The sequence below is a fragment of the Paenibacillus sp. ACRSA genome, assembly GCF_022346845.1.
Taxonomy (GTDB): Bacteria; Bacillota; Bacilli; order Paenibacillales; family Paenibacillaceae; genus Paenibacillus.
Window position 1 is genome coordinate 326,929 of the sequence record NZ_JAKRNP010000001.1, and the last position, 13,043, is coordinate 339,971.

Genomic DNA, 13,043 nt, shown 5'->3' on the forward strand with positions numbered 1-13,043 from the left:
AAAGAAAAGCTGCGTCGGTTATGTTACTTTATTTATAATACGTACCTAGTACTTCAAGTGCAGATGATCTTTCAATACGAAAAGGATAGATATACCCCATGTTCAATCGTTTGAACTTTCTCCCCCATAGATCAAGGCCAGATGTAAACTGATAAGCCTGATATATAAATTTGGAGCAGTAATTGCGTTCAATGCTACGCAGATTCGTCTGTAAACGATACAGTTTGACTTGTGGATAGTACTCTTGCACCCATTCTGCAGCTCTTAGACCTGCCATATTCATCCGAGAACGAAAAACAATAAAACGATCCCCTGCATAAAACCGATTTAAATACCACTCCATCGTATCTGCAAATACAGGTCCATAAGGATGCACATGATATATCTTACCGTCGAGCCCAATAATACCCATATGTCCTGCATAATATGTGGACTCTGAGCTCGGCGTATATACGATGTCTCCTGGTTCCAGCATAATCTCACGTATATCAGCAATCGGCCGATCCTGCTGCAGTCGTCTTGCAGCGGTACGTTCACGTCTCCGTTCCACCAACAATCGATGCAATGCACCTGCTAACGCCAAATAAATAACAGAGCCTTTTATTTTCTTTTTCCTTAATAAGTTAAGCCACTGTACGATCTGGGTGGATGCACGTCGAATCACGTTCTTCATTAATGTCTGCCTCCACAATGATTGAGTTGGTTTATCAAGCTGTTACGCTCTCTAAAGCTTATTATAGACAGTGGAGCATAACCGATCAATTAGACTGCTTATATAGAATGTACAGATCAGGGAGATTCATACAATTCCCATGTAAAAAAGCAGCTCTGGGTTTATCCCAAAGCCGCTTCCTTTTTTGAAGACTTATTTATTCAAAATCCACATATTCGATCCAATCCATTTACTCTTCTGTAACGCCAAGAGCTTTGTTTTTCTCTTTAAATCTGCTGTTATGGGAAGATACGTAAGCTACTTTATCAGCCTCTGGATCCATATACAGCTTCGCACTATTTACTGCAAGTGCTGCGTCCGTAAATGTACCTGCAATGAGATGCAGCTTACTGCCATAGTTTACAAAATCCCCTGCGGCAAACACTCCGGGAATATTCGTATGTAACTTCTCGGATACGCTCACATGCCATTCACCAAGATCTAAGCCCCAATCACGGATAGGACCAAAATCACTCTTCATACCGTGGTTAACAATAATGGCATCCACATCGAGCAATTCACTTTCACCAGATTCAATGTGAGAAATGGTTACTTGCTCAATAACTTCACCATTCGTACTATGCAATGTTTCCACAGCATAAGGAGTACGCACATCCACCGAAGATTCCTTCATACGCAGGACGTTACGCTCCAATCCACCAAACCGCTCACGGCGATGCACGACGGTCACCTGTTCAGCCAGTGGTTCAAGCTCGTTTGCCCAATCGACAGCGGAATCTCCCCCGCCAGAGATTAATACTTTTTTACCACGGAAAGGTTCCAATTCCTGTACGGTATAATGAAGGTTAGTCACCTCAAATCGATCAGCACCTTCAATCTCAAGCTTAGCCATCTTGTAGATGCCATAACCAATGGCCATAATGACGGTTCTAGTCCAATGCTTTTCCCCTGTGGAGGAAGTCAAAATAATAGTTCCATCTGGCTGACGCTCAAACCCTTCAATCTGTTGCTCAAACACCAGGGTTGGCTCAAACGTTCTAGCCTGTTGTTCTAACTGCTTAATCAGATCAGCACATAATGTAGGTGTAACACCGCCCACATCCCAGATCATCTTCTCAGGATAAAACAACATGCGTCCTCCAAGTTGATCCCGAGCCTCAATTAATTTGGTCTTCATGTCACGCATACCGCTATAAAATGCAGAGTACATCCCGGCTGGGCCTCCGCCAATAATTGTTACATCATACAATTCCAATGGTTGGTCCATTACGTTACCTCCGTTATTTCGATCCATAACACGCGACCATTTGATATCGATTCTCATTATCATTCAATACCTAGTGTAATGGGAAACTTATCAAATTACAATGGATAATTAACAAACATTTTTTGTACAAAGATGATATTTATCTCATCCTACTCTATTTACTTCACTTTCGGTGCATCCAGTAAGTGTTCAACAACGAAATCAAGTTGCTTGTTGATGGAATATACATCTGAATAATAAAAGAAATCAAAATCAATTTCTATTAGTCGTCCTTCTTTGACTGCTGGGATACTACTCCAGATTGGATTATCTGACAAATTGTCCATTCCCTCATATGTGGAGCGAAACAGGTAATCTCCTACGTATTCAGGGAGAACCTCCATGGATACGGTAGAGCCAGCAGCATCCGAAACCACATCGATCTTCTGTTGAACAACCTCAGGGGCCTTCATCCCCAGGTACTCATAAACCGCTTGTGAGCCTCGGCCAAATTGCTTGCTTTCTACGATAACCATGCCTTTGAATCCACCTTCTACAATGGAAACTGTTTTATCTAGGATACCTGCATTTGCCAGTATTTTCTTACTTTCGTCAACTTTGCTGTTCAGATCGGAAAGCAATTTCTCGGCTTCTGGTTCTTTGCCAAATATAGTTGCGATATTCACGAGTCTCTCTTCAGTAGTTAATTTCTCATAGGGAATATACACTGTAGGCGCAATATCTTTTAATAGATCATATGTCTCCTCCGAAGGAACAATAATCAGATCTGGATCAAGATCGATGACTGCTTCAGGATTAGGTTCAAACCAGGTCCCCAACGAGTTAACACCTTCGAGCTCATTTTTGTATGCAGCCCCATCATATACATCTGATGTAGCGATCGGTTTAATCCCCAGTGCCACTACATCTCCCTGAAGATAGAGTACAACGACTCTTTTAGGATTAGCTGGTACAACAACATTACCTTTAACCGTAGACACAGTGCGGGTTCCACTATCCGTGTTCACCTGATTGCCCGGCTCTGATGTTGCAGCTACTGTTGTATTGTTATTATTGGAACTCGCTCCCGTACTCTCACTTGCCATTGGCGTGGCTGAACCCGCCCCACATGCAGCTAACAGCATGGTTAAGCTTAACAAGGCGACTAAAAACATTCCTGATGTTGTTTTCTTTCTTCTCATCGGTGTAGACCCTCCGTCTATATATTGATAATGATTCTCATAACCAATATATCCTCGCTTCCATTTCCAGCCAATGGACGATTCGGAGAACTCTAATGGACGATCCTCTATAATCTCTTGCTGACGTACCCTTTGCTGATAGCGAACCGGGGAGATCCCAACATGTTTTTTGAACAATCTACTAAAATAATAAACATCCGTATATCCCACTTCTACTGCAATTTCTCTAAGTGTCACATTAGATTTGATTAGCATTCTGCGAGCCTCAGCCAGTCTGATCTGAATTAAATAGTCAATCGGACTTGAACCCGTTTTCTGTTTAAACTGCATCGATAAATGACGAGAACTATAATTGAAGCGTTCAGCCAGATCATCCAATGTCACTTGCTCCCTGTAGTGGTCATGAAGATAACGGAGCGTATGCTGCACCGGATCTGATATCGTTACTGAGCTCTTTTCTGTGGACAACTGATGCATCAATTCATGGATAAATTGATAAAATAGGCTTTTTACATATAACCTCTCCATATTCCCCGGCTGAAACCATGCCTTCTCCAAATGATCCAAATGCTTCATTAAACTAAGCGGTGCTTGGGGGATAAATGCATATTGCTGGGCAAAAGGAGAAGACCATCTCTGCTCCCAACGCCCCGTGGTTCGAAGATTGGGGAATGCTAGAAATGCTCGATAGAAGAGAAGCACGTATTCAAATTCCTCTCTCACCTGAAGTTGAAGACGAGAACCTTTGGCTGCATGGAGCATATAAAATGAATTCACTTCATGCTCTTGTCCGTCTACTACAATCCATGCAGAGCCACGAGTAGCGTACATAAATCCGTTTGCCGGCAAATCATAGGGTTCCACCTCTTCTCCGACCTTGAGTATCACTCTGCGAATATCGAGAATCTTCACAGCCGCTTGATTCCAGTGTTTTATTTGTTCATTCAAATGCATCTGTGACTCTCCCATCCACCTACGTCATTATCTCTCTACCTTTCATTGATAACCATTATCATTTAAAATGCGTATAGATGCAATACCTGGTTATGTATACAAGATTGATCCCAATGATAATCTTCACTTCCTTCGCTTAACATCCGATATATGTAATTAAGTCTAAAAAATAACGAATAAGGAGAGAAGACGATGAGTTCAATATCGCCTGCATCCAAATCCAATAACAGTTTCAATTCTAGCCACATGCAATCCAATCGAGATAAAGAAATTCAAGCACTGATGCAACGAAAGACCAAATTAAATGAAGATTTACAGAAAATTAGAGCTAATGATGAGCTTGATATCAAAACAAAAGCGGAACGAGTCAAATCCTTAACCAGCTCTATCGCCCAGGTTGACAGTCAGATTGCTCAGATTAAGGCAGAGGAATTACAGGAGAAGAATAAGTCTAGACAACCTGAAAACACCCAGCAGCAGCAAAACAATAAACCAGATGAAGAGAATCAGCTTCCTTCTATGGATCATCTAATCAAGAATAGTCAAACCTATGATCAGTTAGGGAAATTAGTTGGGATGCGCGAACGGATGAACAGCTCCATTCAAACGATTGAAGGCGAAACCAAATTCGATCGGCTGGTCTTGGAGATTAATGCGGAGAATGATACAGGAAAATCAGATATGCTTGCTAATGCGGAACGCACCGTTTTTCAGAAGAAACGTGAGGCTGTACAAGATATCCAGTCCCAAATTCATAAGGTAGATCAGAAGCTCGGAGAATTGATTGAGGATATCCATCAGCCGTCAAGCCAGAAGACATCAGCGACTCCTTCTACTCCTGCATCCGAAGAGCACACTATTAAAGACAAACAAACGGGAGAAACTCCTAAGTCAGTCCAAGATTCGTCTCTTCCACAAGATCAAGGATCTAGCGCTCATCCACCAAAGGATAGTGCAACCGTTCAATCCTACACGCCTATAGATGTCCGCATCTAAAAGGATGGACTAATAACTCAATAAAAAATTTAATCCCTAAACTTACTACAGTAACGAACTACAAAAGAAAGGCAGTCCAAATACATAATTTATATATACACAAGAATAACCGTTACCGATCGAGCTTCTGATCATCAGGTAACGGTTTTTTCATCGTTTTAAGGAAAGCACACTTCACATTATGAGTTAAGATTTCTCACTGTCTCTTCATTGTCACAAATCATGCTGCCTATCGTGGATTTACAAATTTTCTTAATACGTGTAGCTTCATGAATAACTTCATCAATATGAGCAAAGCTTTTGGATCGATTCGTAACTACGGCTATAGATAGAGTAACGAGTGGGATTTGTCCATGTAACCCAGAGCGTCCTGCCCCTACAACGTGATTATTTTCTAGATCTTGGATGTTATAGAACTCTCTTTTGAGCTTTTCAAAACCTGCAACAACTTCCTCACAATCTTTCAGATAGTCATGGTGATTCAGGATGACAATAAAATCATCACCGCCGATATGACCTAAAAATGCCTCTGGCACAGTAAAATACTCACGTAATAAATCAGCGGTTGCTTGAATAAGCGCATCCCCCATTTTAAAACCATAACTATCATTATATGATTTGAAATAATCGAGATCGAGATAAAGCACGCTAAAACGCTCCAGCAGATAGGATTGGCACAAACGATCATCAATAATTCGGTTTCCTGGAAGACCCGTTAACGGATTCATGAAGCTTGCCATCTCGGCTCTAACATCAGCAACCGCTAGTAACAAACGACGAATACTAATCGCCCCACTCAATCCCCCCTTGGATGTAACAAGCACAAGGTCATACAGTTCTTCTTCAGAGCGATTCATAGCTTGAATACTAACGTCCGTGATCTGCTCCATATAGTCAACCACGAGCGGGCTATTGTTCATCACAAGCTCTACAGGACGACCCATGTACAAATTATATCCATATTGCGTACCAATCTGTTGAAAAAAACGGGCTCGCATCAATAACGACGGCATACCTACTGCTCCTACAATTGCTACACCTTCCAGATTCGGATTGGATCTAAAAAGACGATATACAGCTTCACATTTCGTGTCAGACGTAATTACAGGAATACTTTCTGCGATGTCGCCTATATGTGTAAATATACCGTTCACCTTCTTCTCATCGCTCTTTATGTAGAATCGGAAACTTCTATAAATCAAATATGCTCCGGTATGCCTATAATGTTATAAAAATATGTAGTCATATCGTACCACCTTCACCTATAAAAAGAATCAATTTAACGTAAAGTTTGAAATTAAATCTGAGTTCGGTCTTGAGGTCTTGAGGTGACCTACCTATATTTTCATTTTAAAGTATCTAATGTTCCTCTTTGCTCGCATAATAAATCCATCCTACGCCAAAACTGAATAATCATCATTTTATCTCTACTGAGAAAACGCATACTTCTATATACCCTGTTGAAAGTTTATAAAAGCAGAAAATAGCAAAAAATCGTCATGTAAAGGATTGTTACTCCCCGTTACATGAACCTGTCACTTTGGAATGAATTATAATTTTAATTGTAAAGAAGATAGATGATTTGTCGTTATCTCTTGCCAATTTAATCTGACATTTGATCTTCCATTTGTCTCATCAATTTTCACCAATAAAAATAAAACCCAGTAAACTGGAAAAGTCTACTGGGTCAAGATAAGTTCATTTATGTGGATCGTGTCGCGAATGACACCTATCAATAATAAGTTCTCAGATGTGTTGTTCCGGATCCTTTCAAGACACCTTATGCTCAATTCTCAGCTTATCAGCAACCATCGCGATGAATTCCGAGTTCGTTGGTTTTGACTTGCTAATGTTGATCGTGTAACCAAATAGGTGACTAATGCTGTCGATGTTGCCGCGAGTCCAAGCCACTTCAATGGCATGACGGATGGCACGTTCGACGCGGGACGGCGTAGTTTTGAATTTTTCGGCAATGGCTGGGTACAACGTTTTGGTGATTGCACCCAGAATTTCGATATTGTTATACACCATCGTGATGGCCTCACGCAAATACTGATATCCTTTAATATGCGCAGGAACGCCGATTTCATGTATGATCGATGTAATGCTTGCATCCAAATTTTTGTGTTTGCCCATAGGTACCACATTGGACTTATTCATGAACATGGATGAGCTGCTGTTGTTATTCGAGGACATCGTTGTTTGCGAGCCTACAAGCTGACGCACACGATTCGCAAGAACTTCCATGTCAAATGGTTTCAAGATGTAATACGAAGCTCCGAGTTGCACGGCACGCTGTGTGATATTCTCTTGCCCGAATGCAGTTAACATGATGACCTTAGGCTGTGGAGACAGATTCAAATTACGCAGACGCTCAAGCACACCCAGACCATCCAGGTGAGGCATGATAATGTCCAGAATCAAGACATCCGGTACATTACGAGTCTGTTCCAGCAATTGCAGAACTTCTTCTCCGTTGTAAGCAATTCCGGTTACTTCCATATCTTCCTGTTCGGATATATATTCGGCAAGCAAATTCGTAAATTCACGATTATCATCGGCCAGCAATACCTCAATTTTTTGCAAAACGGTATCCTCCTTTAATTTAAACATCATTTCGTACATTTCCTTACAGGTTAAATTTTCGACATGAGAGAGGAAATTCCTTCTGTCGAAAATTATTTTTCTTTATTTTTTTTTCTCGTTGCTATATAATAAATAATTTATTTCATTATCCGAGTATTTATGTATTCATTCGACAAAAAATCTTAAGGCGGATTAACCTGCCTTAAGATTTTTAGACGATTCCTTTTTAAGCATGACTCCTGCATCTTGTAACATCCACTCAATAAAGCAACCATAACCTGATTTAGGATCATTAACGAATACGTGCGTTACTGCACCAATCAGCTTGCCATTTTGAACAATTGGACTTCCACTCATCCCTTGAACAATACCACCAGTCTTTTCAATTAACTTTGGATCGGTGATCCGCAAGACAAGCCCTTTAGTTGCTGGTTCAGACTGATCTGCTACATGCACAATGTCAATGGAGTATCGTTCAACCTGTTGACCTTCAACTACAGTTAGAATTTCAGCAGGACCTTCCTTCACTTCACGAGAAAAGGCTACTGGAATTCCCTTCGAATACAAGCTGTGATCAGGATTGTTAGACATCTTACCGAAAATGCCAAATGCCGTATTACGCTCAATATTGCCCAAAATTTTACTTTCCTTCAGGAAATGCGCTCGCTTTTCCCCTGGATCGCCTGATTCACTTTTAGAAATAGACGTTACATTAGACTGCACGATCTGACCACTGCCTACAACGATGGAAGTTTGAGTGTTCATATCGGTGATCACATGTCCCAGTGCCCCATATACGCCTTGGTCAGGAGCATAGAACGTCAGCGTGCCAACTCCAGCAGCAGAATCCCGAATGTACAACCCAAGTCTCCACGCTTGATCTTCTGCATCATAGGCAGGTGTTAAACGGGTTTTGACCGTTTCATTGCCGCGTTTAAGAACGACATCAATTCCTTTTTTACTCTTGCCTGCTCGTTCAACTGCCTCGGCTACACCACTTACACCCTCCAGACGTTTACCATCCATATGGGTGATTAGATCACCGAGCTTAATTCCTGCATCTTCTCCTGGCGAAACACGTTGATCTTGTCCAGCACCAATTAAGTGATGACCGACTACAAGAATACCTGCTGACTTGACTTTGACGCCAATGGTTTGACCCCCGGGTACAACACGCAAATCTGGAATAACATTTACGTTAACCGTCTTTACCGGTATTTTGCCCCACAATTTCAAGGTTAATTTAGCATGACCTGTTTGTTGTGGGTGAAGGTGAAGAGGCTCCAGCTTGGTTACGTTTACGGCTTGTTCTTGTCCATCTAGACCAACGATATCCGGTCGGTCCACAACTGCACTTGAAGTAGCAGGCACAGCAAGACGAACCTCTGCTTGCCTACCCGCAAATACCTGAACTTCATCAGGCAAAGAGGCATAACTTTGCACAGGCTGAATCGCCTGGCTAATTAAACAGAGAAAGAAGGCAAATAAAAGACCTAGCAATTTCTTCCTGAGGGGGGAATTCAATGGCTGTCACACTCCCTTTGCTTCTTTCGCTTGACGAAAGGTGGTCGCCAATTGCGTACCTATAAGATAACCTCGCCCCCAGGCTTTTATTACTGTCAATCATTACGCCAGTCGCTCGTTTCCCCCTTTTTTGGCTTCCGCCAAATTCAGCATTTCCTGTGCGTGATGCAGTGTTTTTTCTGTAATTTCCACGCCACCGAGCATACGTGCCAATTCCTTCACTCTACCCTCGTTTGACAGCGATTCCACTTGAGTCATCGTACGTCCATCCACGACGTGCTTCTCAATCAAATATTGATGATCAGCCATACAAGCCACTTGTGGCAGGTGCGTTATGGAGAACACTTGACAGATCGACGACAGTCGGAATAACTTCTCTGCAATGGATTGAGCCGCTCTACCGCTCACACCTGTATCCACTTCGTCAAAGATCAGTACAGGAATACGATCATGACGTGCAAAAATACTCTTCATCGCCAGCATCATTCTAGACAATTCACCGCCTGAAGCGATTTTACCCAATGGACGAAGTGGTTCACCTGGATTTGGAGAAATTAAGAATTCAGCATTGTCTGCACCCTGACGAGTCAAACGAATACGTCGCCCACTCCATTCGATACCTTTCGGATCTTCAAAGGCAGTAATTTGCACACGTAGCGTTGTCCGTTCCATCTGTAGATCCTTCAATTCACTCTCCACCTGTGCAGCAAGGTCTTCCGCACATTGTTTCCGCACACGACTTAATTCCTCAGCCGATTCCATAACCAGAACAAGCAGCTCATCACGCTGATTACGAAGCTTCTCTAAGCGCTCATCTTTATTTTCAAGTTGATCTGTCTCGTGGCTAATCTGTTCGTAATAATTCAAAATGAGTTCAACACTGTCTCCATATTTGCGGCGAAGTCCAGAAATTAAGTTCAGTCGCTGTTCTACTTCTTCCAGCCTTTCTGGATTAAATTCAATTTTTTCGCGGTAATCCCTTAGTTGGAACGTTACATCCTCCAATTGATAAAAGGCTGATTGCAACTGCTCCACAATTGGCTGTAGTCCTTTGCTATCATAGCCAGAGATATCCTCAATTCGTGAGAGAGCGATACTTATCGCTTCTAAGCCACGTTGCCCACTAAGCAAATCATATGCACCTGCAACACTGTCCATCATTTTCTCACTATGGGATAGTTTGACCCGTTCTTCACCGAGTAATTCATCTTCCCCGCTTGTAAGGCTGGCTGCTGCAATCTCTTCAAGTTGAAAACGATACATGTCCAGCAACTGATATGCACGCTGACTTGACTCTTGGAGAGCACGTAGCTCCTTCTCCGCAGCGATAAACTGGCTGTAACGAGCCTGATATTCTGATTTAATGGGTCCAATAATTGTAGCTCCGTACGTATCCAGAAGCCCCAGATGGCTCTCTGGTCGAAGCAAGCTCTGATGCTCATGCTGTCCATGGATATTGATTAACTTCTCGCCAACCTCACGGAGCATCGTTAAATTCACCAATTGGCCGTTAATACGGGAAGTACTCTTACCTTGCGTATTCAATTCCCTACGAATGACCAAGTGCTCTTCTGGTTCACAGTGAATGCCCAGTTTCTCAAGCGTTTCCCATACCGGATGCCCTTGCTCCATTTCGAAGAGAGCCTCCATCTCTGCCTTCTCACAACCATAACGGATTAAATCAGCTGAACTCCGACCACCAGCAATCAAACCAAGGGCATCAATGATAATTGATTTACCCGCACCAGTTTCTCCTGAAAGCACATGAAAGCCAGCATGGAATACAACGTCCACCTCTTCAACAACTGCTAAATTGCGAATCGATAAAGTAACTAACATCTGCAAAAACACCTCCGGATGACAAAACTTAGCACTTCGATTTATATGATCTTCTAGGAAATATAACCCATTATGCGGTCAATCACAGTAACGCTGCTATCTTCAGTACGGCAAATAATCAGTATCGTATCGTCTCCACAGATCGTTCCCATCACTTCTGTCCATTCGATATTATCAAGTAATGCCGCAATGGAGTTTGCTGTCCCTGGCAAACATTTCATAACAACCAGATTATTCGCATGGTCAATGTGTAGGAAATTATCAACTAATGCGCGTTTCAGCTTTTGGATTGGATTGTATCTTTGATCAGTTGGAAGAGAATACTTATATCGCCCATCATCCATAGGAATTTTAATCAATAACAATTCTTTAATGTCACGGGATACCGTGGCTTGAGTTACTTGAAAACCAGATAGTCGCAATGCTTCAACGAGATCATCCTGAGTCTCAATTTCATTCTGACTTATAATTTCACGTATCTTAATGTGTCGTTGTCCTTTCATAAAAGCCTCCAGTTATAGTAATTGCCTTAATCTTAGTCCAAATCTTCACCATCGTATGCATCTTCCTCATAATCCATCAATCGGATTAACTTCACACTTGAGTCCTCAAGATCCACATATAACAAGCCCTCACAGCCGGGATATAACAATAAATAATGAAGAAAACGATCACGTAGGCCTGATCCCGTAAATTCCACAGGTTGCCTGCGTCTAGATGTCTTCACAAGATATCGATATCCATCTTGCTGCGCGACATAATCAATGAATAATCTACTGTGAAACACCGATTCATTCGCTTCAAAAGCCAGCGGCACCTTCATCTTACCACCAATGACTTCGTACCCCTGTGCTTCAAGTAGGTCAATCGCAGGCGAATCCTGAATATCTACATTCAATTGAATGCCAGTCAAGCTTACAGGCTGCGGCCGATTAATCCAGTTGCGTAACCCATAGAATAACCACACGATCAAACAGATAGCAAACACACCAATCACGATTGTGTCATATTGCCCATCCATTGTCTTCACCTCGAAGACTTATTCGCGGTTGATCAGCCATTCTCCTGTTATTAGAATCACCTTTCCAGCGAAAAGAAACCCATCTTATGATGAGTTTCCCTTAAATGTATGCGCAGCTTGAGTTGCAACCTGTTGTGCCAGTGCATCTAGGTCAGCTACATTGTTCTCTGGTTGTGTTGCGCCTGGTTCTTCCAGTCGCCAATGTGCAAGAAATTCAATGTTGCCTTCCCCACCAGTAATTGGTGAGAAGGTTAAGTCTTTTAGCTTCAATCCGAGTTCATTTGCATAACGAAGCATCGTTTCTAACACTTCCTTATGCACCCCAGTATCCCGAACAACGCCGGACTTGCCCACTTTCTCACGTCCAGCTTCGAACTGTGGTTTAATCAGAGCTACGATATCCGCAGGTCGATGAAGCAGAGCGATTAGTGGCGGTAAAATAATGCGCAGCGAGATGAACGAGACATCAATACTCGCAAAGTTCGGTACAGGTCCTACCAGATCTTCTGGGGTAACGTAACGAAAATTGGTTCTTTCCATGACCGTGACACGCTCATCGTTACGCAAAGACCAATCCAGCTGATTGTATCCGACATCAATGGCGTAGACATGGGAAGCGCCATGCTGCAAGGCACAGTCCGTAAAACCGCCGGTAGACGAACCAATGTCCAGCATAACCCGTTCATTCATATCGAGATTGAAATGACGGATCGCCTTTTCCAGCTTTAACCCGCCTCGACCAACATAAGGATGAACAGAACCTTTAACTTTTAATTCTGCTTCCCGTGGAATCTTCATCCCAGCCTTTTCAATTCGTTCATTATTGGCATACACTAGTCCAGCCATAATCGCCGCTTTTGCTTTCTCACGGCTCTCGTAGTAACCTTGCTCGACCAGCAGAACATCAATTCGTTCTTTGGGGAGTGACATGTATTTCTCCTATCATCAAGTTAATGCTAATCATTCAGGCGATGCGTCACAGGGATCACATCAAAAGTTAGT

The 13,043-nt window shown here is 42.4% G+C and carries 11 protein-coding genes; 1 reads left to right on the forward strand and 10 read right to left on the reverse strand.

Going from position 1 to position 13,043, the window contains the following annotated elements:
* Positions 1-28: 28 nt before the first annotated feature.
* From MH215_RS01550 to MH215_RS01560, 3 genes are all read right to left on the reverse strand, one after another.
* Positions 29-673 carry a hypothetical protein gene (locus MH215_RS01550; protein WP_239287219.1) on the reverse strand — a complete coding sequence of 215 codons (645 nt, stop codon included), beginning with the start codon at positions 671-673 and terminating at the stop codon, positions 29-31.
* A gap of 229 nt (positions 674-902) precedes the next feature.
* Complete coding sequence (locus tag MH215_RS01555; protein WP_056696569.1) at positions 903-1,940, reverse strand: NAD(P)/FAD-dependent oxidoreductase; 1,038 nt, start codon at positions 1,938-1,940, stop codon at positions 903-905.
* A 158-nt stretch (positions 1,941-2,098) separates the two neighbouring features.
* Positions 2,099-4,075, reverse strand: a complete 1,977-nt coding sequence (locus MH215_RS01560; RefSeq protein WP_239287261.1) for an AraC family transcriptional regulator — start codon at positions 4,073-4,075, stop codon at positions 2,099-2,101.
* Between the two features lie 192 nt (positions 4,076-4,267).
* On the opposite strand from MH215_RS01560, the gene MH215_RS01565 reads away from it, so the two are divergent.
* Positions 4,268-5,071, forward strand: coding sequence for a hypothetical protein (locus MH215_RS01565; RefSeq protein ID WP_239287263.1), 804 nt, complete (start codon positions 4,268-4,270; stop codon positions 5,069-5,071).
* Positions 5,072-5,250: 179 nt separating this feature from the next.
* On the opposite strand, the gene MH215_RS29180 is transcribed toward MH215_RS01565, so the two are convergent.
* The 7 genes from MH215_RS29180 to MH215_RS01600 form a co-directional block, all read right to left on the reverse strand.
* Positions 5,251-6,225, reverse strand: coding sequence for a diguanylate cyclase domain-containing protein (locus tag MH215_RS29180; protein WP_239287265.1), 975 nt, complete (start codon positions 6,223-6,225; stop codon positions 5,251-5,253).
* Positions 6,226-6,841: 616 nt separating this feature from the next.
* Positions 6,842-7,657 carry a sporulation transcription factor Spo0A gene (gene spo0A / locus MH215_RS01575; protein WP_239287267.1) on the reverse strand — a complete coding sequence of 272 codons (816 nt, stop codon included), beginning with the start codon at positions 7,655-7,657 and terminating at the stop codon, positions 6,842-6,844.
* Positions 7,658-7,849: 192 nt separating this feature from the next.
* A complete protein-coding gene (gene spoIVB, locus MH215_RS01580) occupies positions 7,850-9,181 on the reverse strand; it encodes a SpoIVB peptidase (RefSeq protein ID WP_239287269.1) in 1,332 nt (443 codons plus the stop codon).
* Between the two features lie 102 nt (positions 9,182-9,283).
* The gene (gene recN / locus MH215_RS01585) at positions 9,284-11,020 is read right to left on the reverse strand and encodes a DNA repair protein RecN (protein WP_239287271.1); all 1,737 of its coding nucleotides are present in this window, start codon (positions 11,018-11,020) and stop codon (positions 9,284-9,286) included.
* Between the two features lie 53 nt (positions 11,021-11,073).
* The gene (ahrC, locus tag MH215_RS01590; protein ID WP_056696556.1) at positions 11,074-11,523 is read right to left on the reverse strand and encodes a transcriptional regulator AhrC/ArgR; all 450 of its coding nucleotides are present in this window, start codon (positions 11,521-11,523) and stop codon (positions 11,074-11,076) included.
* A gap of 32 nt (positions 11,524-11,555) precedes the next feature.
* Positions 11,556-12,041, reverse strand: coding sequence for a hypothetical protein (locus MH215_RS01595; RefSeq protein ID WP_239287273.1), 486 nt, complete (start codon positions 12,039-12,041; stop codon positions 11,556-11,558).
* Between the two features lie 84 nt (positions 12,042-12,125).
* A complete protein-coding gene (locus MH215_RS01600) occupies positions 12,126-12,971 on the reverse strand; it encodes a TlyA family RNA methyltransferase (RefSeq protein WP_239287275.1) in 846 nt (281 codons plus the stop codon).
* Positions 12,972-13,043: the final 72 nt, after the last annotated feature.

Bases quoted from the DNA above. Each gene is read 5' to 3' on its own strand.
- MH215_RS01550 (WP_239287219.1), bottom strand. From the start codon at position 673: ATGAAGAACGTGATTCGACGTGCATCCACCCAGATCGTACAGTGGCTT.
- MH215_RS01555 (WP_056696569.1), bottom strand. From the start codon at position 1,940: ATGGACCAACCATTGGAATTGTATGATGTAACAATTATTGGCGGAGGC.
- MH215_RS01560 (WP_239287261.1), bottom strand. From the start codon at position 4,075: ATGCATTTGAATGAACAAATAAAACACTGGAATCAAGCGGCTGTGAAG.
- MH215_RS01565 (WP_239287263.1), top strand. From the start codon at position 4,268: ATGAGTTCAATATCGCCTGCATCCAAATCCAATAACAGTTTCAATTCT.
- recN (WP_239287271.1), bottom strand. From the start codon at position 11,020: ATGTTAGTTACTTTATCGATTCGCAATTTAGCAGTTGTTGAAGAGGTG.
- ahrC (WP_056696556.1), bottom strand. From the start codon at position 11,523: ATGAAAGGACAACGACACATTAAGATACGTGAAATTATAAGTCAGAAT.
- MH215_RS01595 (WP_239287273.1), bottom strand. From the start codon at position 12,041: ATGGATGGGCAATATGACACAATCGTGATTGGTGTGTTTGCTATCTGT.
- MH215_RS01600 (WP_239287275.1), bottom strand. From the start codon at position 12,971: ATGTCACTCCCCAAAGAACGAATTGATGTTCTGCTGGTCGAGCAAGGT.